Source organism: Streptomyces sp. NPDC001514 (genome assembly GCF_053597075.1).
Genome location: NZ_JBSFHO010000035.1, coordinates 45813 through 71255 on the forward strand (window position 1 = coordinate 45813; position 25443 = coordinate 71255).

A 25443-nucleotide genomic window follows, 5' to 3' on the forward strand; every position below is an offset into this window, starting at 1 on the left:
CCGGGTGCCCGTTCCGTGACCGTACGCACAAGAAGCGTCTCGCAAGCGTTACAGGAAACTCATGGAATTTGCATGGGCGCAGCGGCAACGGGTTTGATGGCCGGTCCATCTCGAACCGGGCCGCCGCGCGGAGCCTGTAGCGTGACGTGGCAGAGCACCAAGGCACCCGAGGAACACCGACCGCGCGAGCGCTCGGCCCGGCAAAGATACGACGGCGAGGACTGATGGCACCCGAACCCGAAGCAAGTGGCGGCGGAGTCTGGGATGCTGCGGAATCCTGGGGCGTCGGCGGACTCGTCGGCGACGGGCGGTACCGCCTGACGCACCGCCTCGGACGCGGCGGCATGGCCGAGGTGTTCGCGGCGGAGGACGTACGGCTCGGCCGCACCGTCGCCGTCAAGCTGCTGCGCGCCGACCTCGCCGAGGACCCCGTGTCCAAGGCCCGCTTCACGCGCGAGGCGCAGTCGGTCGCCGGACTCAACCACCACGCCATCGTGGCCGTGTACGACTCCGGCGAGGACGTCGCGAACGGCCAGTCCGTGCCCTACATCGTCATGGAGCTGGTCGAGGGCCGCACCATCCGCGACCTCCTCATCGACGCCGAGGCGCCGCCGCCCGAGCAGGCGCTGATCATCGTCTCCGGCGTCCTCGAAGCACTCGCGTACTCGCACCAGCACGGCATCGTGCACCGCGACATCAAGCCCGCGAACGTCATCATCACCCACAGCGGCGCCGTGAAGGTGATGGACTTCGGCATCGCCCGCGCCCTGCACGGCGCGTCGACGACGATGACCCAGACCGGCATGGTCATGGGCACGCCGCAGTACCTCTCCCCCGAGCAGGCGCTCGGCAAGGCGGTCGACCACCGCTCGGACCTGTACGCCACGGGCTGTCTGCTGTACGAACTGCTCGCGCTGCGTCCGCCGTTCACCGGTGAGACCCCGCTCTCCGTCGTCTATCAGCACGTCCAGGACGCCCCCGTGCCGCCGTCCGAGGCCTCGGACGTGGCGCCGCCCGAGCTGGACGGGCTCGTCATCCGGGCGCTCGCGAAGGACCCGGACGACCGGTTCCAGAGCGCCGAGGAGATGCGCGGCCTGGTGCAGTACGGGCTGCAGATGCTCCAGCAGCAGGGCAGCCACACGGGTACGTGGAACACGGGCCCGGTCGAGATGCACGAGGGCGGCCACACCCCGGCGATGGGCATGACCGCGACGACCGCGATGGGGCACCCGCCCCACGGGGACACCTCGCAGGGCCCGCTCCTGCCGCCGCGGAACCCCGACGACGGGGCGTACATCGGCGCAGGCGCCGCCGGCCGGGGCGGTGGCCGCGGCAAGGTGCTGCTGTTCGTCGTCCTCGCGGTGATCGCGATCGCCGCGGGTGTGGCCTTCGCGCTGGACCGCGCGGCCGACTCCGGCAAGAACCCGGGCGACCGGACAACCGTCTCCAACACTCCCAGCACGTCGGCGGAGCCGTCCTCGGCGCCGCCGGAGACGGAGGACGAGGAGAGCGAGCAGCCGGAGCAGTCCACGGGAGGCAACCAGGAGCCCTGGACGCCGTCCGACACCCCGACGGAGAACACTCCGTCCGCGCCGGAGACCCCGCCGGACGACCCGACGGACGACCCGACGGACACCCCGACCGACGACCCGACGGACACCCCGACGGACCCGCCGACGGACCCGCCGACGGACCCGCCCACGGACCCGGCGGCGGACGGTGGCACGACTGTCGGCGGCACCACCGCGGGCGCGAACGGCGGCACCCCCTAGCGCTGACCCCCTCGCTCACCCCGCGAAGGCCTCGCACACCGCCTCGTACTCCCGTGTCCACCACACCGCCAGGGCCGACGCCGCAGGAAACTGCGGGTCGGCCCTGCGGTCGTGCAGCTGGTAGCGCCAGCGCAGTATCCAGAAGTCGTTGAGCCGCTCCCACCACACCCGGTGCACCGCGGCGGCCAGCTCCGCGCGGTCCGCCCCGGCCGCCCGCCGGTAGGCGCGCGCGTACGCCCGTACCTTCGTCAGCTCCAGCTCGCCCGCCGGTCGTACGAAAAAGATCGCCGCGGCCCGTACGGCCTCCTCGGCGCGAGGCTGTACCCCCAGCCGGTCCCAGTCGACGATCGCGGCGGGCTCGGCGCCCTGGTAGAGGAGGTTCAGCGGGTGGAAGTCGCCGTGCACCCAGCCGCCGGCGGCGCCCGGGGGAGGGCGGCGGTGCGCGTGCCGCTCCAGCAGGGCGCGGCGCTCCAGCAGCCGGTGCTCGGCGAGGGCGTCGAAGGCGTCCCGGGGACGGTGGGCGCGGGCGAGATCCAGCAGCTCGTCGATCAGCGCGAAGGTCTCGTCCGGGTCGGCGCTGCGGTGCTCGTCGCGGCCGTGTTCGCCGTTGCCCCCGCTGCTGTGGCCGGTCTCCATCACCCGCTCCAGTGCGGTGTGCACCAGGCCCAGCAGCGCGCCGAGGCGCCGGGACTCGGCGGTGGTCAGCTGGGCGCCGACCCGGTGCCGGCCGTCCACCCAGGGGTGCAGGGCGTAGCAGCGGCCGCCGATGACCGCGACGGTGTCGCCCGCCGTGTCCTGGACGGGCGGGGCCACAGGGACGCCCAGGGACTGGAGGCGCTGGGTGGCGCGGTGCTGGCGGACGATGGTGTCGCGGTCGGCGGTCGGCGCGTCCAGATGGTGCTTGAGGAAGTAGGCGCCGCGGGTGGTGGCGAGGCGGTAGCCGCGGTTGAGGAGGCCCTGGGTGACGGGCTCGCAGGAGAGGGGCTCGCCGGGGCTCTCGTACCGGCGCAGCAGTTCACCCAGCGGAGGTCGGGCAGTAGCAGATGAGCGCGGCACTTGCCAGATGATAGATCACGCAGCGTGTCGCTCAGGTCGCTCTTCGGAATAGTCCAACTCGTGCACCGAGGCGAACCGGGGCTCGATGCGCAGATACACCGGATCGAAGGGCTCCCCGTTGACGCGGCGAGGCCCGGCGTCACCGAAGCTCTCCATCTCGGCCGCTGTCGGCGTGACGACCTCCGCGGTACCGGTGAACTGGACCGACCAGAGGGCGGCCGCTCCCGAGTTGAGGTTGTCCGCGCCGTAGGCCACCACGCTGCCGCCGCACGTCTGGTGGAATCCGAGGCCGGCGTGGACGCGCAGCAGGACGTGCCTGTCCGAGACGACGTGGCGGGCCGGTGCGACGACGGGCATCGCGTGCAGGTTGGTCGCCAGCCGTCCGTACGACACCCGGGAGAGCAGCTCGACGGTGCGCAGTTCGTCGGTGGGACAGGGGTCTTCGGAGGGCATGAACTCCACGATCGGCCGCTGGTCGTGCCCGGGAAAAGGGCCACCCGGCCCGGCCCCGGAGGGACGTAGGTCCTGAAACGGACGTTCAGCCGCCGCACTTCAGCGGCGCACTTCAGCAACAGCACCTTTCAGGGGCGCACCCCGAGCCGCGCGCCTACAGCAGCGCACCACCCTCAGCCGCACCACCCTCAGCCGCACCACCTCAGCCGTGCCCCGTCAGCCGCGCCCCCTCAGCGCTGTCGCTCCGCCTGCATCCTCGCCACGTACGCCGCGGCCTGCGAGCGCCGCTCCATGCCCAGCTTGGCGAGCAGGCTGGAGACGTAGTTCTTGATGGTCTTCTCGGCGAGGTGCAGCCGCTCGCCGATCGCCCGGTTCGTCAGTCCCTCCCCTATCAGGTCCAGGATCCTGCGTTCCTGATCGGTCAGGCTCGCGAGCTTCTCGTCCCCCTTGGGGGTGTTGCCGTCCCGCAGCCGCTCCAGGACGCGCGCGGTGGCCGCCGGGTCCAGCAGCGATTTGCCCGCCGCAACGTCCCGTACCGCCGTCAGGAGCTCGGTGCCGCGGATCGCCTTGAGGACGTAACCGGAGGCCCCGGCCATGATCGCGTCGAAAAGGGCCTCGTCGTCGGCGTACGACGTCAGCATCAGGCATTTGATGTCATCGTTGCGGGAACGGACCTCACGGCACACCTCCACCCCGCTGCCGTCCGGAAGACGTACGTCCAGCACGGCCACGTCGGGACGGACGGCCGGAATCCTGACCAGGGCGTCCGCCGCCGTCCCGGCCTCCCCGACGACCTCGATGTCGTCCTCGACCGACAGCAGCTCATGGACGCCACGCCGAACGACCTCGTGGTCGTCAACCAGGAATACCGTGATTTTTCCCTCGTCGCCCACTAAAACAGTCTCACATACTCACTCTTCCCGTGCCCGGGGTGAGCGGGATAACGTGCCCCTGTTCCGGCGGCCCGCAAGGCTGTGACCAGTGGTTGTTCCCGCTTTTCTCGATTTACTTGGAAATCCAAGCAAAATCGCAGGTCAAATGGGGTTTCGCAGTAATGCGGCCCACTGGGTAACGTGCCTTTGGCAGGGCGCTCGCCGGGGCACCTGTCACGCCTGTTCCCGGCCGAGCGGCACCCACCCCGTGCACGGGTACGGATACAGGCGAGCCGCACTGGTCTCCCGGCGGACCCCGGGGGCCGGACAGACGGAGGAGCACGCACGTGACCGTGGAGAGCACTGCCGCGCGCAAACCGCGCCGCAGCAGTAAGCGCGCCAGCGCCAGCGCCGCGAAGAAGCCGCAGACTTCCGAGCCCCAGCTCGTACAGCTGCTGACGCCCGAGGGTGAGCGGGTCGAGCACCCGGACTACGACATCGACCTGAGCCCCGAGGAGCTGCGCGGGCTCTACCGGGACATGGTCCTGACGCGTCGTTTCGACGCTGAGGCCACCGCCCTCCAGCGCCAGGGCGAGCTGGGCCTGTGGGCCTCGCTGCTCGGCCAGGAGGCCGCCCAGATCGGCTCGGGACGGGCCCTGCGCGACGACGACTACGTCTTCCCGACCTACCGGGAGCACGGAGTCGCCTGGTGCCGCGGGGTCGACCCGACGAATCTGCTGGGGATGTTCCGTGGTGTGAACCACGGTGGCTGGGACCCGAACAGCAACAATTTCCACCTGTACACGATCGTGATCGGCTCGCAGACGCTGCACGCGACCGGCTACGCGATGGGTGTCGCCAAGGACGGCGCCGACTCCGCGGTGATCGCGTACTTCGGTGACGGCGCCTCCAGCCAGGGCGATGTCGCCGAGTCCTTCACCTTCTCCGCGGTCTACAACGCCCCGGTCGTGTTCTTCTGCCAGAACAACCAGTGGGCGATCTCCGAGCCCACCGAGCGCCAGACCCGGGTGCCGCTCTACCAGCGCGCACAGGGCTTCGGCTTCCCCGGTGTCCGCGTCGACGGCAACGACGTGCTCGCCTGTCTCGCCGTGACCCGGTCCGCGCTGGAGCGCGCACGCCGCGGTGAGGGCCCGACGCTGGTCGAGGCCTTCACGTACCGGATGGGTGCCCACACCACCTCGGACGACCCGACCAAGTACCGGCACGACGAGGAGCGCCAGGCCTGGGAGGCCAAGGACCCGATCCTGCGTCTGCGCACGTACCTGGAGAACGAGGGCCACGCCGACGAGGCGTTCTTCACCGCCCTCGACGAGGAGAGCGACGCGCTCGCCAAGCGCGTGCGCGAGGCCGTCCGCGCCATGCCCGACCCGGACCACATGGCGATCTTCGACAATGTCTACGCCGACGGGCACGCCCTCGTCGACGAGGAGCGCGCGCAGTTCGCCGCCTACCAGGCGTCGTTCGCGGACGCACCGGCGCAGGAGGGCAAGTAAGCCATGGCCGTAGAGAAGATGTCCCTCGCGAAGGCGCTCAACGAGTCGCTGCGCAAGGCACTCGACACCGACCCCAAGGTCCTCATCATGGGTGAGGACGTCGGCAAGCTCGGCGGAGTCTTCCGGATCACCGACGGGCTCCAGAAGGACTTCGGCGAGGAGCGGGTCATCGACACCCCGCTCGCCGAGTCCGGCATCGTCGGCACCGCGATCGGTCTCGCGCTCCGCGGCTACCGCCCGGTCGTCGAGATCCAGTTCGACGGTTTCGTCTTCCCCGCGTACGACCAGATCGTCACCCAGCTCGCCAAGATGCACGCCCGCGCGCTCGGCAAGATCAAGCTGCCGGTCGTCGTCCGTATCCCGTACGGCGGCGGCATCGGCGCGGTCGAGCACCACTCCGAGTCGCCCGAGGCGCTCTTCGCGCACGTGGCCGGCCTCAAGGTGGTCTCTCCGTCGAACGCGTCCGACGGCTACTGGATGCTGCAGCAGGCCATCCAGAGCGACGACCCCGTGATCTTCTTCGAGCCGAAGCGGCGCTACTGGGACAAGAGCGAGGTCGACACCGAGTCCATCCCGGACCCGCTGCACGCCGCCCGCACCGTCCGCACCGGCAGCGACGTGACGCTCGCCGCCTACGGGCCCATGGTGAAGGTCTGCCTGGAGGCCGCAGCGGCCGCCCAGGAGGAGGGCAAGTCGGTGGAGGTCCTGGACCTGCGCTCGATGTCCCCGATCGACTTCGACGCCGTCCAGAAGTCGGTCGAGAAGACCCGCCGGCTCGTCGTCGTCCACGAGGCCCCGGTCTTCTACGGCTCCGGCGCGGAGATCGCCGCCCGCATCACCGAGCGGTGCTTCTACCACCTGGAGGCGCCGGTGCTGCGCGTCGGCGGCTTCCACGCCCCGTACCCGCCGGCCCGGCTGGAGGAGGAGTACCTTCCGGGACTGGACCGGGTGCTCGACGCCGTCGACCGCTCGCTGGCGTACTGAGGAGAGGGTCGTGACGACGATGACAGACGCTTCTGCTCGTTTCCGTGAGTTCAAGATGCCCGACGTGGGCGAGGGACTCACCGAGGCCGAGATCCTCAAGTGGTACGTCCAGCCCGGCGACACCGTGACCGACGGTCAGGTGGTGTGCGAGGTCGAGACGGCGAAGGCGGCGGTGGAGCTGCCGATTCCGTACGACGGCGTGGTGCACGAGCTGCGCTTCGACGAGGGCACCACGGTGGACGTGGGCACCGCGATCATCACGGTGGACGTGGCGCCGGGGTCGGGCGAAGCCCCCGCCCCCGCAGCCGCCCCTGCTCCCGCCGCCGAGCCGGAGCCGGAGCCGGAGGCCAAGCCCGCGGGCCGCCAGCCGGTGCTGGTCGGGTACGGGGTCGCCGAGTCCTCCACGAAGCGCCGCCCGCGCAAGGGTTCGCCCGTACCCGAGCAGGCCCAGGCCAAGGCCGCGCAGGCCGCGGTGCAGGCCGAGCTCAACGGGCACGGGATCGCGATCCCTGCCGCGAACCCCGTCACCGACCGGCCGCTCGCCAAGCCGCCGGTGCGCAAGCTCGCCAAGGACCTCGGCGTGGACCTCGCCACGGTCGTGCCGAGCGGGCCAGACGGGATCATCACCCGCGAGGACGTCCACGCGGCGGTGGCTCCTGCCCCTGCCGCCGCCCCCGCACCCGCCGCCGTGCCTGCCCAGGTGACCGCACCGGCTCCGGAGCCCGTCGCCGTGGGCGGCGCCCGCGAGACCCGTATCCCCGTCAAGGGCGTACGGAAGGCCACCGCGCAGGCGATGGTCGGCTCCGCCTTCACCGCGCCGCACGTCACCGAGTTCATCACGGTCGACGTCACCCGCACGATGAAGCTGGTCGAGGAGCTCAAGGCCGACAAGGACATGGCGGGGCTCCGCGTGAACCCGCTGCTCCTCATCGCCAAGGCACTGCTGGTCGCGATCAAGCGGAACCCCGAGGTCAACGCCACGTGGGACGAGGTGAACCAGGAGATCGTGCTCAAGCACTACGTCAACCTGGGCATCGCCGCCGCCACCCCGCGCGGTCTGATCGTGCCGAACATCAAGGACGCGCACGACAAGACCCTGCCGCAGCTGGCCGAGTCCCTCGGCGAGCTGGTCGCCACGGCCCGCGAGGGCAGGACGACCCCCGCGGCCATGCAGGGCGGGACGGTGACCATCACCAACGTCGGCGTCTTCGGCGTCGACACCGGTACGCCGATCCTCAACCCGGGCGAGTCCGCGATCCTCGCGATCGGCGCGATCAAGCTCCAGCCGTGGGTCCACAAGGGCAAGGTGAAGCCCCGTCAGGTCACCACGCTGGCGCTGTCCTTCGACCACAGGCTGGTCGACGGCGAGCTCGGCTCCAAGGTCCTGGCGGACATCGCTGCGATCCTGGAGCAGCCGAAGCGGCTGATCACCTGGGCCTGACGGCCCGTTCGACGAGGCGGCCCCGCAGGACAGTCACTGTCCTGCGGGGCCGCCTCGTTCATCTCGGCCGAGCGGCCGCTCGGTCAGTCCTGCTGAGCGCCCTGCGGCAGAGTCCGCAGCTGCATCGTGCTGGTGGTGCTGGAGCCGAAGCCGTAGTCCAGCAGCTTGCCGGCGTCGTTGTAGCGCTCGGTGACGTTCGTACTGCCCAGAACGACTCCGATGAGGTACTTGCTGTTGCGTGCGGCGGTGAAGACGAGGCACGGGCCCGCCACCGAGCCGGTGCCGGTCTTGACGCCCGTGGCGCCGCTGTAGGAGCCCAGCATTTTGTTGGTGTTGTACCAGGTGTACGTGCGGGTGCCGCCGGTGCTGGTCGTCGCGGTGGTCCTGTACGACGTCGCCTTGACGACCGCGCGGAAGTTGGCGTTGCCCATCGCGTAGCGGCCGATCTTCGCCAGGTCCTGGGGGGTCGTGTAGTTGTTCCCCGTGGTCGAGACGCCGTCGAAGGAGTCGAACTTCGTGTTCACCAGGCCGAGTGAGGTGGCCTTGGCGTTCATCTTCGCGATGAACGACTTGGTGCGCGCGGCAGTGGTCGTGCCGGTGCCGAAGGTGTCGGCGAGGGCGTACGCGGCATCGCAGCCGGACGGCAGCATCAGGCCGTACAGCAGCTGGCGGACGGTCACCTTGTCGCCGGTGCGCAGGTCGGCGGTGCTCCCGCCGACGCGGACGATGTAGTCGCGGTAGGCCTGCTTGATGGTGACCTTGCGGTTGAGGTCCACGCCGGGGGTGGTGAGCACCACGGCGGCCGTCATGACCTTCGTCGTGCTGGCCATCGGGCGCCGCACGTCCTTGGCCTTGCCGTAGATCGGCTTGCCCGTCACCTGGTCCATCAGATAGGCGCCCTTGGCGCTGATGGTCGGGAGCGGCACGGCCGCCTGGGCGGGTGAGGCCAGGGGGGAGGCCGTCAGCAGCAGACCGCCCGCGAGGGTGGCCGTGGCGAGCCTGCGCACGACCTTGTTCTTGGTTCTCAAATGGGACGCTCCGAGATGGCGATAAACGTCGGCTGTCGACGTGTCAGACCTACGAGGCCGACGCATGGATGTACGGATGTCGCACACATCTCACATCTCGCCCCCGTTTCACGCCTCACCCCCTCCCGTGTCGGCCCCGCGTCCCCGATCCCTCGCGCACGTCCTGCATCGTGGACGTGGTTTCTGGATGCACCCCTCTTGTATCTAAGCTGTGCGCATGCCCGCCGCACCCGCCGCCGAACGTGTCTACACCCACATCAAGCAGGCGGTCCTCGACCGCCGTTACGAGGGCGGAACGCTCCTCACCGAAGGCGAGCTCGCCGAGGCCGTCGGCGTGTCCAGGACCCCGGTGCGCGAGGCCCTGCTGAAGCTGGAGATGGAAGGGCTGCTCAAGCTCTACCCGAAGAAGGGCGCACTGGTGCTCGCCGTCTCGGCGCAGGAGATCGCCGACGTCGTCGAAACCCGCCTGCTGGTCGAGGAGTTCGCCGTACGCAAGGCCGTACCGGCACCGCCCCGGCTGCTCGCCCGGCTGGAGGAGCTGCTGGCGGAGCAGAAGCAGCGCGCCGAGGCCGGTGACCTCGCCGCCGTCGCCGCCACCGACCGCAGCTTCCACGCGGAGATCGTCCGCAACGCGGGCAACCAGATCCTCTCCCGGCTCTATGACCAGATGCGGGACCGGCAGCTGAGGATGGGCGTCGCGGTGATGCACTCGCACCCCGACCGGATCGCCAAGAACATCATCGAGCACGCCGAGATCCTCGACCGGATCAGGGCGGGCGACGCCCAGGGCGCCGCCGTGTGCGTGCGGCAGCACCTGAGCTGGGTCAAGCTGCTGGTGCGGGGTGAGGAGCGATGAGCCCCTCCGCGGGCGCCTCCGCCCTGTCCCTCCCCGGCGATCCACCCGGCGGCCGCCGTGCCTACACGGTCTGGGGCATCGGCGTCGCCGTCTACTTCGTCGCCGTCATCTTCCGTACGTCGCTGGGCGTCGCGGGCCTCGACGCCGCCGACCGCTTCGACGTCAACGCCTCCGCCCTCTCCACCTTCTCCATACTCCAGCTGCTCGTGTACGCGGGCATGCAGATACCCGTCGGCCTCATGGTCGACCGGCTCGGCACCAAGAGGGTCCTGACCCTCGGCGTCGTCCTCTTCACGGTGGGACAGCTCGGCTTCGCGCTCTCCCCCTCGTACGGCATGGCCCTCGCCTCCCGCGCGCTGCTCGGCTGCGGTGACGCAATGACCTTCATCAGCGTGCTGCGGCTCGGCTCGCGCTGGTTCCCCGCGCGGCGCGGGCCGCTGATAGCCCAGATCGCCGCACTGTTCGGCATGGCGGGCAATCTCGTCTCGACCATCCTCATCGCGCGGCTGCTGCACGGGCTCGGCTGGACCGCGACGTTCGCCGGCAGCGCGGCGGCCGGCGCGGTCGTCCTCGTCCTGCTGGTGCTCTTTCTGAAGGACCACCCCGAGGGCCACGAGCCCGCCCCGGCGACGCACGCCGGGGCCGCTTTCGTCCGCAGGCAGATCGCCGAGTCCTGGCGCGAGCCCGGCACCCGGCTGGGCCTGTGGGTGCACTTCACCACGCAGTTCCCCGCCATGGTGTTCCTGCTCCTGTGGGGGCTGCCGTTCCTCGTCGAGGCGCAGGGGCTGTCGCGGGAGACCGCGGGCGCGCTGCTCACGCTGGTGGTGGTCGTGAACATGGGCGTGGGTCTCGTCTACGGGCAGATCATCGCCCGGCACCATGCGGCAAGGGCGCCGCTCGCACTCGGCACGGTGGGGCTGACCGCCGCGGTGTGGGGGGCCACCATCGCGTATCCCGGTGAACAGGCGCCCATGTGGCTGCTGATCACCCTGTGCACCGTGCTCGGCAGCTGCGGGCCCGCCTCGATGATCGGCTTCGACTTCGCCCGCCCCGCGAATCCGCCCGAACGGCAGGGCACGGCATCCGGGATCGTGAACATGGGCGGTTTCGTCGCCTCCATGACGACGCTCCTGGCCGTGGGCGTGCTCCTGGACGCGACCGGCGACAACTACCGGATCGCGTTCTCGTCCGTCTTCGTGCTGGAGACGCTGGGCGTGATCCAGATCCTGCGGCTGCGATCGCGCACGGCGCGGCGGGAGCGGGAACGGCTGGTGGCGAGCCGGGTGGAGGCCGTGCACGTACCGGTGTGACGGGTCGCGTCGGCGCCCGCCGGAGTTGCGCCGGCCCCCGCCGGGTCGCGTCGAGCCCGCCACCGAAGCGCCCGCTGCGGGGCCTTGGGGACGGCCCCGCCCGCGCCGCTACGGCGTGACCGCGAACGAGCCCAGGATCGCCGCGGCCAGATCCGCGTCGCCCTCGACCTTGATCCGGTCGGCGACCGCCGCGGGCCTGACCCGGCCGGCGGCGAGCCGTACGTACGTCTCCCAGTCCAGCGCGAGCGTCACCGCGGGGCCCAGCGAAGGAGCGCCGTCGACCGTGCCGCGCCCGTCCGCGTCGACGCGCACGGTCCGCAGGAACTCCACGGGCCCGCTGACGTCGAAGACGACCGCCGAGTTCGGCGGGGCGCCCGCGTCCTTGGCGACGACCTTCGGCAGGATCATGAGGAAGTTGTCGCGGGCGACAAGGGCGCCGGGGGAGTCGAGGTTGCCCGGCCTGCCGAGCGCCACGCGCAGATCCTGCTCGTGCAGCCAGATGTCGAAGGCCCGCATCCGATAGGCCAGTTCCAGCGTCTGCTCGGCACCCAGCGGGGCGCGGACCATGGTGTCGGGCGAACGGTTCTCGTTCCGCAGCTGCCGGTTGCGCCGGATGATCGTGTACTCCAGCTCGGAGGTCATCTCGGGCCCGGTGTGGTGCCGACGCACATCGACCTGCATCTCCATGTAGCGCGCGAACTCACTGCGTACGTGGTACAGGTCCCGAGGCAGAGTGTGAATCGGCCGGGGGTCACCGAGCATCTCGCACTCCATGCCGATGACATGCGACACGATGTCGCGCACCGACCATCCGGGGCACGGCGTTGCGCGGTTCCACTCCCCCTCGACGAGCGGCTGCACCAGCTCGGATATCGCTTCGATGGAGTGGGTCCAGGCGTCGGCGTAGGTCTGCAGGCTTGGATGGACGGTCACGGAACCCCTCGACGGTTGTGCGCGGGCTGGGTGCTGTGTGGGCTGCGGGGGGTCCGGGGGTATCCCCCGGGAGAGAACAGTACGCTGCCCCCAGGCACCCCGGGAGTGCTTTCAGGTGACGATCGTAGGCCCGTGTTGACGGCTCGAATGCCAGGACGGTGGTAGTGTGCGCGCCTCGCTCATCCAGATCGCAGTAGACCCGGACGAATCCGTCGATTCCCGCAGGCAGCGAGCGGCTTCCCTCGTACGGGAGCAGGCCGGCGCCGATCTTGTCGTCCTGCCCGAGCTGTGGCCGGTCGGAGCCTTCGCGTACGAGCTGTTCGCGACGGAAGCGGAACCGCTCGAGGGCCCGACGTACGAGGCGATGTCCAAGGCGGCGAGCGACGCGGGCGTCTGGCTGCACGCCGGCTCCATCGTCGAACGAGACCCTGACGGCCCCCTCTACAACACGTCCCTGGTCTTCTCCCCCACCGGCGAGCTCGCCCGGGTCTACCGCAAGATCCACCGCTTCGGCTTCGACAAGGGCGAGGCCGTGATGATGGCCGCCGGCACCGAGCTCGTCACCGTCCCGCTGCCCGGCGCCACGCTCGGCCTCTCCACCTGCTACGACCTCCGCTTCCCCGAGCTCTACCGCGGCCTCGTCGACGCGGGTGCGGACGTCCTCGTCGTCGCGGCCGGCTGGCCCGAGCGCCGCCGCGCCCACTGGACCCTCCTCGCGCAGGCCCGCGCAGTCGAGAACCAGGCGTACGTCCTCGCCGTCGGCAGCGCCGGAACCCACGCCGGAGTCGAACAGGCCGGCCACAGCATCGTCGTCGACCCCTGGGGCGAGGTCCTCGCGGAAGCGGGCGCGGCGGAGGAGGTCCTCACCGTCGACCTCGACCCGTCGAAGGTCGCCACGACCCGCGAGCAGTTCCCGGCCCTCAAGGACCGCGTGCTGGGGCTCCCGGCGCCGCGGTGAGCCCGTCACTGTGAGCGCGTCGCGCTCGCGCGGTTCACCGAACACTTCGGCAGCACGCACGACGGCACCCGACCCCACAGCGCCTACCTCTACGGCAGCGTTCCCCGCGGCACCGACCCGGGCCGCGCTGGGACCGGCGATCCCGTGTGCGGGCCGTGCGGCCGGCCGCGTCCGCGGTCCTCCGGCGGCGGTCAGACGCGGGTGCCGAAGTTCTGCACCCACCACGGCCCGTTGGCGCTGAGGTTCACGCCGACACCGAAGTCCTTGAACCCGCAGTCCAGGATGTTGTCGCGGTGACCGGGGCTGTTCATCCAGCCGATCATCGCCGTCGCGGGGTCGCTCGGCCCCCGGTAAATGTTCTCGCCCCACTTGCCGGTCGCATAGCCCGCGGCGTTCATCCGGTCGTCGGCATGCCGTCCCTCCGGACTGGCGTGCTCGTAGTAGTTGCGGGCCGCCATGTCGTCGGCGTGCGCCTGGGCCGCGGCCTGCACCTGAGCGTTCACCCGCAGCGGGCCGCAGCCGGCCTTCGCCCGCTCGGCGTTCACCAGCTCGGCGATCCGGTCGGCGAACCGGGCCGCCTGGCCCGTCGCCGTGCCGGCTCCCTGTTGCTGCGTCGGCTCCGGGGCGGGCTGTGCGGTGCGCTCCTTGTGCCGTGAGGTGCTGGGAGACGTGCTGTGCGGGGTGCGGGGACGGTTCCGGAACTCGGTGGACGTCCCGTCCGTCTTCCCGGGAGACGTCGAGGGCGACGTCGACGGGACGACCGCGGGCGACGCCGGGGGTATGAATCCGGAGAGCTCGCCACCCGGGGCCACCGCGAGGCCTGGGTCCACCGGTACCTCCCGTACGGACGCCGCTGCGGTCCCGTTGCGCCCGGCGTCCCCGTCCGAACCGCTCAGTGAGAAGATCCCGCCCGCGAGCACGGCCGCTGCGGCCACGCCCACGACTGCGGGCCGCGGGGCATCCGGCAGGAACCCCGGCCTTGGGCGACGGCTGTGCCGCCCCTTCCCCGCGGCCCGCCGCCGCCCGCCTTGCCGGTCTGCAGGAGTCCGGCCTGCCTGGGTCTCCACGGTCTCGGGAAACCAGGTCGGCCTCTTCATGTGCTGCATCGGGGCCCCGCTCTCATGGGAACGCCGGTCCGTCCGGCGTATGGGAGAGCGGTGCACGGCACCCGGGATAACAGTTCTCGGCCTCAAAGCCTGAATGTGTCCTCCGGGAAAGGCGCGGCATCGAAGAACGACCTCGTCAAGGGAGGGAGTGGCTCGTCCCACCCGGGGAGGTCACCCGCGTCGTACGGCCGTGATCAGGCGTTCATGGGCGGATGGCACTCTTGAACCATGAACGATGCCGTCCCGGCGCCCACCCCCGCGCCCGCGCCCCGCCGCCGTGCCCGTGTCCGTGCCCCCGAGCTGATCGGCAAGGGCGGCTGGATCAACACCGGCGGGAAGGATCTGAAGCTCGCCGACTTCCGAGGTCGCATATTGATCTTGGATTTTTGGACATTCTGCTGCATCAACTGTCTGCACGTCCTGGACGAGCTCCGCGAGCTCGAGGAGAAGCACCGGGACACCACGGTGATCATCGGCGTGCACTCGCCGAAGTTCGTGCACGAGGCCGAGCACCAGGCCGTCGTCGACGCCGTCGAGCGGTACGAGGTGCATCACCCGGTTCTGGACGACCCCGAGCTGGCGACGTGGAAGCAGTACGCCGTACGGGCCTGGCCGACGCTCGTCGTGATCGACCCCGAGGGGTACGTCGTCGCGCAGCATGCCGGTGAGGGCCATGCGCACGCCATCGAGCGGCTGGTGGAGGAGCTGGAGGCGGAGCACGAGGCGAAGGGGACGCTGCGGCGCGGGGACGGGCCGTATGTGCCGCCGGAGCCGGTGGCGACCGATCTGCGGTTCCCCGGGAAGGCCGTGGTGCTGCCGTCCGGGAACTTCCTGGTGTCCGACTCGACGCGGCATCAGCTGGTCGAGCTCGAGGCGGACGGCGAGACCGTCGTGCGGCGGATCGGGGACGGGGAGTTCCGGGAGCCGCAGGGGCTCGCGCTGCTGCCGGACGGACGGGTGATCGTCGCCGACACCGTGAACCATGCGCTGCGGACGTACGACCCCGAGAGCGGTGCGATCGAGATCGTCGCCGGTACCGGGCGGCAGTGGTGGCAGGGGTCGCCGACATCGGGTCCGGCACGCGAGGTGGATCTGTCGTCGCCGTGGGACGTGGCCTGGTGGCAGGACAAGGTGTGGATCGCGATGGCCGGCGTCCACCAGCTGTGGACGTACGACCCCGAGGCCGGGACGGTCCAGGTGGCCGCCGGTACGACCAACGAGGGGCTCGTCGACGGGCCGGCGGCCGAGGCGTGGTTCGCGCAGCCGTCCGGGCTTGCCGCCACCGATGACCGGCTGTGGATCGCCGACTCGGAGACGTCCGCACTGCGCTGGATCGACACCGACGGCGTCGTCCACACCGCCGTCGGCACCGGGCTGTTCGACTTCGGGCACCGGGACGGCGCCGCCGACCAGGCGCTGCTCCAGCACCCGCTCGGCGTGACCGCGCTGCCCGACGGCTCGGTCGCGGTGTCCGACACGTACAACCACGCGCTGCGCCGCTACGACCCGGCGAGCGATGAGGTCACGACCCTCGCCACCGATCTGCGCGAGCCGTCCGCCGCCGTCCTCGTCGGCGAGGACATCGTGGTCGTGGAGTCGGCCAGGCACCGGCTGACCCGGCTGCGGCTGCCCGAGGAGGCGGTACGGGTCGAGGCGGTCGCCCACCGCACGCAGCGCGCCGCGACCGAAGTCGCCCCGGGGACGCTGCGGTTGGACGTGGTCTTCCAGGCGCCGGCCGGGCAGAAGCTCGACACCCGTTACGGGCCTTCGACCCGGCTGCTGGTCTCCTCGACCCCGCCGGAGCTGCTGGCCGGGGGCGAGGGCGCGGGCACCGACCTGTTCCGGGAGCTGAAGCTGAACCCGGCGGTGACGGAGGGCGTGCTGCATGTCTCGGCGATGGCCGCGTCCTGCGACGACGATCCCGAGAACGAGTACCCGGCCTGCCATGTGCACCAGCAGGACTGGGGTGTTCCGGTTCGCGTGACGGCCGAGGGCGCGGCCCGGCTGCCGCTCGTACTCGCCGGGATGGACGAGGGGCCCGCCGCGTAGCCCCTGGCGCGTCGACGGATTTCCGTCGCGCCGTCGCGCCGTCGCGCCGTCGCGGCAACCGGCCACCCACGACCCCGGGTTGTGGGTGGCCGGTGCGGACACAGCCGCCGGTCAGCAGCTCTTCGGTCCGCTCGCCCGTGCCGTCGGCCCTCCCGGAACCATGCGAAACACCGTGTCAGGCACGGCGTTTCGCAGATGTCAGCGGCGGTATCCGGTCGTGCCGTCCTCGTCGACGACCGTCGGGGCGGCCGATGGCACCACGACCCGTCGCCGGCGCGCGATGCTCGTGAAGGTGACGACACCGATGATGCCGACCGCCATCATGATGAGACCGACCAGATCGAGATTGACGCTCTCGGCTTCCCAGTCGGTCGCGAAGGTGAGAATCGCCCCCGCGCCGATGAGCAGGATGCAGCCTCCGAGGCCCATGGTCTTCGCCTCCTATTCCGCGTAGGTGGTACGGGTACCCCGACTCGGCGCACCTACGCGGGGGAGACGTCCGGCGTCAGTCCTCGAGGAACGCCACCAGCGCGTTCGCCAGCAGATACGGGTCGTCCGCGCCGCACAGTTCGCGGGCGCTGTGCATCGACAGGATGGCGACGCCGATGTCGACGGTCCGGATTCCGTGCCGCGCGGCGGTGATCGGGCCGATCGTCGTGCCGCACGGCATCGCGTTGTTGGAGACGAACGTCTGCCACGGCACTCCGGCGCGCTCGCAGGCCGCCGCGAACACGGCGCGGCCGCTGCCGTCCGTCGCGTACCGCTGGTTGACGTTGACCTTCAGGATGGGGCCGCCGTTCGCGCGCGGGTGGTGCGTCGGGTCGTGGCGCTCCGCGTAGTTGGGGTGCACGGCGTGGCCGGTGTCGGAGGACAGGCAGACCGTACCGGCGAAGGCGCGGGCCCGGTCCTCGTACGTGCCGCCGCGCGCGAACACCGAGCGCTCGAGGACCGACCCGAGCAGCGGCCCGTCCGCTCCGGTGTCCGCCTGGGAGCCGTTCTCCTCGTGGTCGAAGGCGGCGAGCACCGGGATGTACGACAGCGCGTCGCGGCCGGACACGGCGACGAGCGCGGCCGTGCCGGCGTGCACGGACAGCAGGTTGTCCATCCGCGGCCCGGCGACGAGCTCGCGGTCGCGGCCGAGGTACGCGGGCGCCTCCAGCGCGTGCGTCATCAGGTCCCAGCCGGTGACGTCCCCGGCGGCCAGCCCCGACTCCTCCTCCAGGAAGGAGATCAGGTCGCGCTCGCCGACGCCTTCGCCCAGGCCCCAGATGGGCTGCATGTGCTTCTGCTTGTCGAGCTGCAGACCCTTCTCGTAGATCGAGCGGTCCATGTGGATGGCCAGTTGGGGCACGCGCAGCAGCGGGCGGTCGATGTTGACCAGCCGGGTCGTGCCGTCGCGCAGCGAGAGCCGGCCGGCCAGGCCGAGGTCGCGGTCGAGCCAGGAGTTGAGCAGCGGTCCGCCGTAGATCTCGACGGCGACCTGCCGCCAGCCGTGCGCGCCCATGTCGGGCTGCGGCTTGACGCGCAGGTTCGGCGAGTCGGTGTGGGCGCCGACGATCCGGAACGGGGTGTGCGGCGCAGCGCCCTCCGGGACGTACCAGGCGATGAGCGCCCCGCCCCGCAGCACGTACTTCCCGCCGCTCGTCCCGTCCCAGGCGTCGGTCTCCGCGACCTGCCGGAAGCCGGCCTTCTCCAGCCGCTCGGCGGCGTTCGCCACGGCGTGGTACGGCGACGGGGACGCCGCCAGGAAGGACATGAGGTCGTCGGTGTGGCCGCGGTCGAAGCGGGTGGGTGCGCTGCTGCTCATGGTGTTCACCTTAACGACGGAACGGGGCCCGCTCCCGGGAAGGGAAGCGGGCCCCGTACGAGGAGGCACTGCGGAGGCGGCGCGTCCGGTGTCCGGACGGCTTCCGGACGGTTCCGGGCGGCTTCCGGAGCCCGCCGGGTCCCGGACCGGACCCGGCGGACTCCCGGACCGGACCTAGAACGCGGCCTCGTCCAGCTCCATCAGCTCGTTGTCGACGCCGTCGGCGATCTCGCGGGCGAGCGAGACGCCCGGCAGGACGTTCGCGGCGAAGAACTTCGCCGCGGCGATCTTGCCCTGGTAGAAGGCCTTGTCCTTCGCGGAGGCCGACTCCAGCTTCTCGGCGGCGACGGCCGCGCCGCGCAGCAGCAGGTAGCCGACGACGACGTCGCCGGAGGCCATCAGCAGGCGGGTGGTGTTGAGGCCGACCTTGTAGATGTTCTTGACGTCCTCGCCGGTGGCGGTGAGGTCGGTCAGCATGCGGCCGACGATCGCCTCCAGGTCGACGGCGGCCTTGGCGAGCGCGTCGCGGGCGCCGGCCAGCTCGTCGCCGCCGGTGCCGACCGCGAGGAACTTCTTGATCTCCTCGGCGAGGGCGTTCAGCGACTGGCCCTGGTCGCGGACGATCTTCCGGAAGAAGAAGTCCTGGCCCTGGATGGCCGTGGTGCCCTCGTAGAGGGTGTCGATCTTGGCGTCCCGGATGTACTGCTCGATCGGGTACTCCTGGAGGTACCCGGAGCCGCCGAAGATCTGCAGGGACTGGGCCAGCTGCTCGTACGCCTTCTCGGAGCCGTAGCCCTTGACGATCGGGAGCAGCAGGTCGTTCAGGCCGTGCAGGGACTTGGCGTCCTCGCCCGCGGCCTCCTTGACGGCGATCTCGTCCTGCACCGCGGCGGTGTAGAGGACGAGGGAGCGCATGCCCTCCGCGTACGCCTTCTGCGTCATGAGGGAGCGGCGCACGTCGGGGTGGTGCGTGATGGTGACCTTGGGCGCGGTCTTGTCCATGAACTGCGACAGATCGGAGCCCTGGACGCGCTCCTTGGCGTACTCCAGCGCGTTCAGGTAACCGGTCGAGAGGGTGGAGATCGCCTTCGTGCCGACCATCATGCGGGCGAACTCGATGATCATGAACATCTGGCGGATGCCGTCGTGCTTGTCGCCGATCAGCCAGCCCTTGGCCGGGTGCTGGTCGCCGAACGTCATCTCGCACGTGTTGGACGCCTTGAGGCCCATCTTGTGCTCGACGTTCGTCGCGTAGACACCGTTGCGCTCGCCCAGCTCGCCGGTCTCCCAGTCGAAGTGGAACTTCGGCACGAGGAAGAGGGACAGGCCCTTGGTGCCGGGGCCGTGGCCCTCGGGGCGGGCCAGCACGTAGTGGAGGATGTTCTCCTCCATGTCGTGCTCACCGGAGGTGATGAAGCGCTTCACGCCCTCGATGTGCCAGGAGCCGTCCTCCTGCTGGATGGCCTTGGTGCGGCCGGCGCCCACGTCGGAGCCGGCGTCCGGCTCGGTGAGGACCATGGTGGAGCCCCAGCGCTTCTCGACCGCGATCTGGGCGACCTTCTTCTGCGCCTCGTTGCCCTCCTCGTGGAGGATCCCGGCGAAGGCCGGACCGGAGCAGTACATCCATATCGCCGGGTTCGAGCCCAGCAGCAGCTCGGCGTAGGCCCAGACCAGGGAGCGGGGGGACGTGGTCCCGCCGATCTCCTCGGGCAGGCCGAGTCGCCAGTACTCGGAGTCCATGAAGGCCTGGTAGCTCTTCTTGAAGGACGCGGGGACGGGTGCGGTGTTGGTCGCGGGGTCGAAGACCGGCGGGTTGCGGTCGGCGTCCTCGAAGGACTCCGCCAGGTCGTTCTCCGCGAGGCGGGCGATCTCGTCCAGGATGCTCTTGGCGGTCTCGACGTCCATCTCCGCGAACGGGCCGGTGCCGTACAGCTTGTCGCGCCCGAGGACCTCGAAGAGGTTGAACTCGATGTCGCGGAGATTCGACTTGTAGTGCCCCATGGCGACGGCTCCGTAAGGGATCGGGGAGGCAGGGTTCCTCGTACCTCAGTACATCTACCAGCAAGTAGCTACGATGATGCTACCCGCGGGTAATAAGGTGCAACCCCGACCGGGCAACTGTGACGCGTGGCGCATGCCGCGGGCCCCGGGTCGGGCTCCGGGTCCGGTCCTCGGAAGCGGCACGCCGGTGGGGGCGTGGACCCACTACGCTCGGGGGCATGTACGGCTACGACCAGAATCCCGGTGCTCAGCAGCACTACGGCGCCCCGCCGCAGCAGCCGATGCCCGGCGCCGGCATGCCGGGTGCCGGATACGGCGGGCAGTCTGGCGGATACGGCGAGCAGCCGCTGTATCCCGAGCCGTCACCGCCGTCGCTCGCGGACGCGGTGCGGGCGTTCACGACGGGGTCGCTGTCCGCGGAGGACTTCCAGCAGATCTTCGCGACGTCGAAGGTGTACTGCCCGCGCGGGGACAACCCCGGGTTCCTGGCGCTGCACAACACGCAGCAGCCGGTGATCCCGATGTTCACGTCGCTCAAGGAGCTGCGGCGGTACGCGGGCAAGGAGTCGAAGTACTTCGTGATCACGGGTGCCGAGGTGATCGATCTGCTTCCGACGGGGTACGGCTTCGTCCTGGACATGGAGGGTGATCACCGGATGGTGTTCGACGCGAAGGCCGTGGAGCAGATGGTCGACTTCGCGATGCGCCGTATGTACGGATGAGTCCGGTGTGCGGCCGATCGCGGCCGTCGTGACCAACGCCCGGGAATTGCTCCCGGGCGTTTCGTGTTGCGGGGTGGCAAGAAGTTCAGCGTTCAACTAAACTCGGACGCACCAAGGAGGTCCCGCAATGCCTGCTGTGACTGTCGAGAATCCGCTCACCCTGCCGCGCGTCGCCGCGCCCGCCGATGCCCAGGCGCGTCCCGTGCTCGCCGTGACCACGGCGCCCGGCGGATTCGAGGGGGAGGGCTTCCCGGTGCGACGTGCGTTCGCCGGGATCAACTACAAGTACCTCGACCCGTTCATCATGATGGACCAGATGGGCGAGGTGGAGTACGCGCCGGGCGAGCCCAAGGGCACCCCGTGGCACCCGCACCGCGGCTTCGAGACCGTCACGTACATCATCGACGGCGTCTTCGACCACCAGGACTCCAACGGCGGTGGCGGCACCATCACCAACGGCGACACCCAGTGGATGACCGCGGGCGCCGGCCTCCTGCACATCGAGGCGCCGCCGGAGTCGCTCGTCATGTCCGGTGGCCTCTTCCACGGTCTGCAGCTGTGGGTGAACCTGCCGGCCAAGGACAAGATGATGCCCCCGCGCTACCAGGACATCCGCGGCGGTCAGGTCCAACTGCTGACCAGCCCCGACGGCGGCGCACTGCTGCGGGTCATCGCGGGTGAGCTCGACGGCCACGAGGGCCCCGGCATCACGCACACGCCGATCACCATGGTCCACGCGACCCTGCGCCCCGGCGCCGAGATCAACCTGCCGTGGCGCGAGGACTTCAACGGCCTGGTGTACGTCCTCGCCGGTCGTGGCAGCGTCGGCACGGACCGCCGTCCGGTCCACACCGGCCAGACCGCCGTCTTCGGCGCGGGCTCCTCGCTGTCCGTCCGTGCGGACGAGAAGCAGGACTCGAACACGCCGGACCTGGAGGTCGTGCTGCTCGGCGGGCAGCCGATCCGCGAGCCCATGGCGCACTACGGGCCGTTCGTGATGAACACCCGCGAGGAGCTGCAGCAGGCCTTCGAGGACTTCCAGAAGGGCCGGCTGGGCACCATCCCCGCCGTGCACGGGATGTAAGCGCGGGCAAGCCCGCGACTCGATTGCCGCGCCCGGCCCGCACTGCCGGGCGCGACACCACAGCTGATGCGGCGTCACCCGTCCGGCCCGGACGGGCGCGCCGCGGCGTACCGCGCGTGATCGGCTGGGGGTCGTGCCCCCGTCGCAGCCCTCGCACCAGCCGCTCCTCCCCGCACCGGTGAGGCGTCTCGCCGCCTGGTGCGCGGTCGCGCTGCTCGTCGCCGGGGTTGCCGCCGTCGGGGTGTGGCTGGTCATCGTCCTCAAGACCGCCGTCACGCCCGTGCTGCTCGCGCTGCTCGGCACCGCGCTGCTCAGGCCCCTGTACCGGCGGCTCATCCGGATGAAGGTGCAGCGTTCGCTGGCTGCCGGGCTGACCTGCGTCGCCGTGGTCGCGGTCGTCGGCGGGGCCGTCTACATCGTGGTCAACGCCCTCATCGAGACCGGGGACGAGATCATCGCCGCGCTCAAGCGGGCCGCCGCGGATCTTACGAAGCACTTCGGAGCCGCGGGGACGTCACTCGACGACCTGGCGACCAACTCCAAGGATCTGCTGAGCAAGTTCGGCGGGACGGCCGCGTCCGGAGTGATCTCCGGGCTCAGCGTCGTCGGCGAGATGATCGCGATCGCCGTCCTCTCCCTGCTGCTGATGTTCTTCTTCCTCCGTGACGGCGACCGTGCGGTCGGCGCCCTGCGCTCGCTCGTGCCCCGTTCCGCCGGCGACCTTGCGGAGGCGATGGGGCGACGGGCCTTCGGGGCCGTCGAGGGCTTCATGCGCGGGACCACGTTCATCGCGCTCATCGACGCGGTCTGCATCACCACCGGTCTGCTGATCCTGCGCGTGCCCGGAGCCGTCGGACTCGGGGCGCTCGTCTTCGTCGGCGCGTACATCCCCTATCTCGGGGCCTTCGTCTCCGGTGCGGTCGCCATCCTCGTCGCACTCGCGGACCGGGGAGTCGTGATCGCGCTGTGGGTGCTGGGCGTGGTCATCGCCGTACAGCAACTGGAGGGGCACGTTCTGCAGCCCATGATCCAGAGCCGGATGGTCCGGATGCATCCGGCGGTCGTGATGCTGGCGATCACGGCCGGGGCGACCATCGCCGGCGTCCTCGGGATGCTGCTCGCCGTGCCGCTGACCGCCGCCGCGTTCGGCGTGATCGGCGAGCTGCGCAAGCGCTACGAACCCGTCGGCGAGCCCACCGAGGGACCCGGCGGCAGCACCTCCGGAGCACCCTCCGGCGGACCCGGCTCGTAGAGCTCGAACCAGATCGACTTGCCCTCGCCCCGCGGATCCACGCCCCAGGCGTCCGCGAGCATCTCCATCAGCACCAGACCGCGCCCGGACGACGCCATCTCACCGGGCCGCCGCTTGTGCGGCAGCTCGTCGCTGGCGTCCGAGACCTCGACCCGCAGCCGCCGGCTCCCGTGCTCACCCGCCGCCTCCGCCACCAGCAGCGCGTCGCCGTCGGTGTGCACGAGCACATTGGTGACCATCTCGGAGACCATCAGCACCGCCGAGTCGAGCTGCTCCCCGTCCGCCCAGTCGTGCAGCAGATCGCGCATCTGCTGCCGGGCGATCGCGAGCCGCTCCGGCTCCGCCTGGGCGACGGTGAGGACGGTACGGCGCGGGGCCAGGCGGGGCGGCCTGCCGAGCCGGGACAGCAGCAGCACCGCGATGTCGTCCTCGCGCCTGTCGGCCAGCGGCCCCGTCGTGTAGTGCGAGGCGGGCCCGTGCACGGCCTGGACGAGCGCGTCGGCGAGCTTCTCCAGCTCCGGCGAGTCGCCCTCGCCTCGGTGCTCCTCCAGCACGGCCCGGATGCGCTCCCAGCCGCTCTGCAGGTCATGGCCGCCGGTCTCCAGCAGACCGTCCGTGCAGACCATGATCGTCTCGCCGGGTTCGAGCACGATCCGCGTCGTCGGATAGTCCGCGTCCGGGTCGATGCCGAGCGGCAGTCCGCCGGCGGTGGGCCGCAGGATGACCGTGCCGTCGGCCATCCGGATCGCCGGGTCGGGGTGCCCGGCGCGCGCGATGTCGAGGGTGCCGGTCGCCGGGTCGCACTCCAGATAGAGGCAGGTCGCGAAGCGGGGTCCGCTGTACGAGCCGATACGGCCGACCACATCGCCGTCGTCGTACGCCTCGCTCTCCGCGTAGTCGTGCAGCCCCACCAGGAAGCGTGAGGCCCGCGCGAGCACGGCGTCGGGGCGGTGGCCCTCGGAGGCGTACGCGCGCAGGGCGATCCGCAGCTGCCCCATCAGCCCGGCGGCCCGGACGTCATGGCCCTGCACATCGCCGATGACCAGCGCGATCCGCCCTCCCCCCTGGCCTTCGGCAGGGGAGGTACCCCCAGGCAGCGGAATGATGTCGAACCAGTCGCCGCCCACCTGCAGCCCGCCGCCGGTCGGCACGTACCGCGCGGCCACCGACATCCCCGGGATGCTCGGCCCCAGGCTCGGCATCATCGAGCGCTGCAGGCCGCGCGACAGCTCCCGCTCGTTCTCGGCGACCCCGGCCCGGGCGAGGGCCTGCGCCAGCATCCGCGCGACCGTGGTGAGCACCGACCGCTCGTCGGGCGTGAAGGCGACCGGATGACGGAAGGCCGCCATCCAGGCGCCCATCGTGCGCCCCGCGACGATCAGCGGGACGAAGGCCCAGGAGCGGCGGCCGAAGCGTTCGATGACCGGCCAGATGACCGGGTAGCGGCGGCGGTACTCCCCGGGGGACGGGATGTAGAGGGCGCGGCCGGTACGGATGACCTCGGCGGCCGGGTACTCGGTTTCCAGCGGCATACCGGCGAACGGGCCTCCGTCGGACGGGTCGTACCCGTGCTGCCCCAGGACCGTCAGCCGGCCGCCCTCGATCCCGAAGACCGCGAGGCCGTCGGGCGAGAAGCCCGGCATCGACAGGGACGCGGCGACCCGCAGCACCTCCGCGGTCGACCGGGCCTCGGCCAGCGCCCGGCCCGCGTCGAGCAGGAACGCCTCACGGGAGCGGCGCCAGTCGCCGGTGACGGGGGTGTGCGCGGCGGTCGTGCCGGGATGGGGCTCGGCGACCTCCTGGAGGGTGCCGGTCAGCTTGTAGTCGCCGCCCTCGATGACCGGCTTGGCGCGGACGCGTACGGTACGCAGCACCCGGCCCGCCTCGTCCACGACACGCAGCCGGGACTCGGCGAGGGTGTCCTCGGTGACGGCGAGATTCACGACGCCGTAGATCTCGTTCCAGTCGACCGGGTGGAAACGGCAGCGCACGGCGGCCTGGGTGAAGGTGCCGGCTCCGGCGGACAGCCCGAGCAGCCGGGCGGCCTCGGCGTCGAGGGAGACGGTCCCGGAGGCGTTGTCCCAGCTCCACAGGCCGGTCGCGATCGCGGCCAGGACGTCCTCGGTGCGCATTTTCCTACTGTATTCACGTCTCGTGGGCATTTACACGCCGGGCTTTCGACATACACGCCGCCGGGCCGGCGCGTATTCCGGAAGGGGGATCCCGGGCCGGACGGTAACCTGAG

21 protein-coding genes are annotated in these 25443 nt (G+C 70.9%); 11 read left to right on the forward strand and 10 right to left on the reverse strand.

The window, feature by feature from the left end:
* Nucleotides 1–224: 224 nt before the first annotated feature.
* Nucleotides 225–1772 (forward strand): protein kinase domain-containing protein, encoded by a 1548-nt coding sequence (locus ACWCXB_RS29590; protein ID WP_450726810.1) that lies wholly within the window; start codon nucleotides 225–227, stop codon nucleotides 1770–1772.
* A gap of 15 nt (nucleotides 1773–1787) precedes the next feature.
* Here ACWCXB_RS29590 and ACWCXB_RS29595 read toward each other — a convergent pair whose 3' ends face one another.
* From ACWCXB_RS29595 to ACWCXB_RS29605, 3 genes are all read right to left on the reverse strand, one after another.
* Nucleotides 1788–2828, reverse strand: coding sequence for a phosphotransferase (locus ACWCXB_RS29595; RefSeq protein WP_450726811.1), 1041 nt, complete (start codon nucleotides 2826–2828; stop codon nucleotides 1788–1790).
* Between the two features lie 15 nt (nucleotides 2829–2843).
* Complete coding sequence (locus tag ACWCXB_RS29600) at nucleotides 2844–3281, reverse strand: pyridoxamine 5'-phosphate oxidase family protein (RefSeq protein WP_450726812.1); 438 nt, start codon at nucleotides 3279–3281, stop codon at nucleotides 2844–2846.
* A 230-nt stretch (nucleotides 3282–3511) separates the two neighbouring features.
* Nucleotides 3512–4174, reverse strand: a complete 663-nt coding sequence (locus ACWCXB_RS29605) for a response regulator (RefSeq protein ID WP_450726813.1) — start codon at nucleotides 4172–4174, stop codon at nucleotides 3512–3514.
* Between the two features lie 326 nt (nucleotides 4175–4500).
* Between ACWCXB_RS29605 and pdhA the strand changes: the two genes are divergently transcribed.
* From pdhA to ACWCXB_RS29620, 3 genes are read left to right on the forward strand one after another with little or no spacing between them, the layout of a single operon-like run.
* Complete coding sequence (gene pdhA / locus ACWCXB_RS29610) at nucleotides 4501–5667, forward strand: pyruvate dehydrogenase (acetyl-transferring) E1 component subunit alpha (RefSeq protein ID WP_450726814.1); 1167 nt, start codon at nucleotides 4501–4503, stop codon at nucleotides 5665–5667.
* A 3-nt stretch (nucleotides 5668–5670) separates the two neighbouring features.
* Nucleotides 5671–6651 (forward strand): alpha-ketoacid dehydrogenase subunit beta, encoded by a 981-nt coding sequence (locus ACWCXB_RS29615; RefSeq protein ID WP_450726815.1) that lies wholly within the window; start codon nucleotides 5671–5673, stop codon nucleotides 6649–6651.
* A 10-nt stretch (nucleotides 6652–6661) separates the two neighbouring features.
* On the forward strand, nucleotides 6662–8092 hold the full coding sequence (locus ACWCXB_RS29620) for a dihydrolipoamide acetyltransferase family protein (protein WP_450726816.1): 1431 nt from the start codon (nucleotides 6662–6664) through the stop codon (nucleotides 8090–8092).
* A gap of 83 nt (nucleotides 8093–8175) precedes the next feature.
* Here ACWCXB_RS29620 and ACWCXB_RS29625 read toward each other — a convergent pair whose 3' ends face one another.
* The gene (locus ACWCXB_RS29625; protein WP_450726859.1) at nucleotides 8176–9099 is read right to left on the reverse strand and encodes a D-alanyl-D-alanine carboxypeptidase family protein; all 924 of its coding nucleotides are present in this window, start codon (nucleotides 9097–9099) and stop codon (nucleotides 8176–8178) included.
* A gap of 238 nt (nucleotides 9100–9337) precedes the next feature.
* On the opposite strand from ACWCXB_RS29625, the gene ACWCXB_RS29630 reads away from it, so the two are divergent.
* Both ACWCXB_RS29630 and ACWCXB_RS29635 read left to right on the forward strand, forming a co-directional pair.
* Nucleotides 9338–9976, forward strand: a complete 639-nt coding sequence (locus tag ACWCXB_RS29630) for a GntR family transcriptional regulator (RefSeq protein ID WP_450726817.1) — start codon at nucleotides 9338–9340, stop codon at nucleotides 9974–9976.
* Entirely contained in the window at nucleotides 9973–11286 is a 1314-nt protein-coding gene (locus ACWCXB_RS29635; protein WP_450726818.1) for an MFS transporter, read from the forward strand. The genes ACWCXB_RS29630 and ACWCXB_RS29635 overlap by 4 nt, the downstream gene beginning before the upstream one ends.
* Nucleotides 11287–11394: 108 nt before the next feature.
* Here the strand turns inward: ACWCXB_RS29635 and ACWCXB_RS29640 are convergent, their stop codons facing one another.
* Complete coding sequence (locus ACWCXB_RS29640; RefSeq protein WP_450726819.1) at nucleotides 11395–12219, reverse strand: maleylpyruvate isomerase family mycothiol-dependent enzyme; 825 nt, start codon at nucleotides 12217–12219, stop codon at nucleotides 11395–11397.
* A 166-nt stretch (nucleotides 12220–12385) separates the two neighbouring features.
* Here ACWCXB_RS29640 and ACWCXB_RS29645 point away from each other — a divergent pair, with 166 nt between their 5' ends.
* Entirely contained in the window at nucleotides 12386–13177 is a 792-nt protein-coding gene (locus ACWCXB_RS29645) for a carbon-nitrogen family hydrolase (RefSeq protein ID WP_450726820.1), read from the forward strand.
* 191 nt (nucleotides 13178–13368) lie between these two features.
* On the opposite strand, the gene ACWCXB_RS29650 is transcribed toward ACWCXB_RS29645, so the two are convergent.
* Nucleotides 13369–14112 carry a CAP domain-containing protein gene (locus ACWCXB_RS29650; protein ID WP_450726821.1) on the reverse strand — a complete coding sequence of 248 codons (744 nt, stop codon included), beginning with the start codon at nucleotides 14110–14112 and terminating at the stop codon, nucleotides 13369–13371.
* Nucleotides 14113–14511: 399 nt separating this feature from the next.
* On the opposite strand from ACWCXB_RS29650, the gene ACWCXB_RS29655 reads away from it, so the two are divergent.
* The gene (locus ACWCXB_RS29655; RefSeq protein ID WP_450726822.1) at nucleotides 14512–16332 is read left to right on the forward strand and encodes an NHL domain-containing thioredoxin family protein; all 1821 of its coding nucleotides are present in this window, start codon (nucleotides 14512–14514) and stop codon (nucleotides 16330–16332) included.
* A 198-nt stretch (nucleotides 16333–16530) separates the two neighbouring features.
* Here the strand turns inward: ACWCXB_RS29655 and ACWCXB_RS29660 are convergent, their stop codons facing one another.
* The 3 genes from ACWCXB_RS29660 to ACWCXB_RS29670 form a co-directional block, all read right to left on the reverse strand.
* Complete coding sequence (locus tag ACWCXB_RS29660) at nucleotides 16531–16761, reverse strand: DUF6458 family protein (RefSeq protein ID WP_450726823.1); 231 nt, start codon at nucleotides 16759–16761, stop codon at nucleotides 16531–16533.
* A 76-nt stretch (nucleotides 16762–16837) separates the two neighbouring features.
* Nucleotides 16838–18139, reverse strand: a complete 1302-nt coding sequence (locus ACWCXB_RS29665; protein ID WP_450726824.1) for a M18 family aminopeptidase — start codon at nucleotides 18137–18139, stop codon at nucleotides 16838–16840.
* Nucleotides 18140–18313: 174 nt separating this feature from the next.
* Nucleotides 18314–20140 carry an acyl-CoA dehydrogenase gene (locus ACWCXB_RS29670; RefSeq protein ID WP_450726825.1) on the reverse strand — a complete coding sequence of 609 codons (1827 nt, stop codon included), beginning with the start codon at nucleotides 20138–20140 and terminating at the stop codon, nucleotides 18314–18316.
* Nucleotides 20141–20358: 218 nt separating this feature from the next.
* On the opposite strand from ACWCXB_RS29670, the gene ACWCXB_RS29675 reads away from it, so the two are divergent.
* From ACWCXB_RS29675 to ACWCXB_RS29685, 3 genes are all read left to right on the forward strand, one after another.
* Nucleotides 20359–20862 (forward strand): SseB family protein, encoded by a 504-nt coding sequence (locus tag ACWCXB_RS29675; protein ID WP_450726826.1) that lies wholly within the window; start codon nucleotides 20359–20361, stop codon nucleotides 20860–20862.
* A 127-nt stretch (nucleotides 20863–20989) separates the two neighbouring features.
* Entirely contained in the window at nucleotides 20990–21946 is a 957-nt protein-coding gene (locus tag ACWCXB_RS29680) for a pirin family protein (protein WP_450726827.1), read from the forward strand.
* A gap of 133 nt (nucleotides 21947–22079) precedes the next feature.
* Complete coding sequence (locus ACWCXB_RS29685; RefSeq protein WP_450726828.1) at nucleotides 22080–23198, forward strand: AI-2E family transporter; 1119 nt, start codon at nucleotides 22080–22082, stop codon at nucleotides 23196–23198.
* Here the strand turns inward: ACWCXB_RS29685 and ACWCXB_RS29690 are convergent.
* Entirely contained in the window at nucleotides 23120–25330 is a 2211-nt protein-coding gene (locus ACWCXB_RS29690) for an ATP-binding SpoIIE family protein phosphatase (RefSeq protein ID WP_450726829.1), read from the reverse strand. The genes ACWCXB_RS29685 and ACWCXB_RS29690 overlap by 79 nt on opposite strands.
* Between the last annotated feature and the right edge of the window lie 113 nt (nucleotides 25331–25443).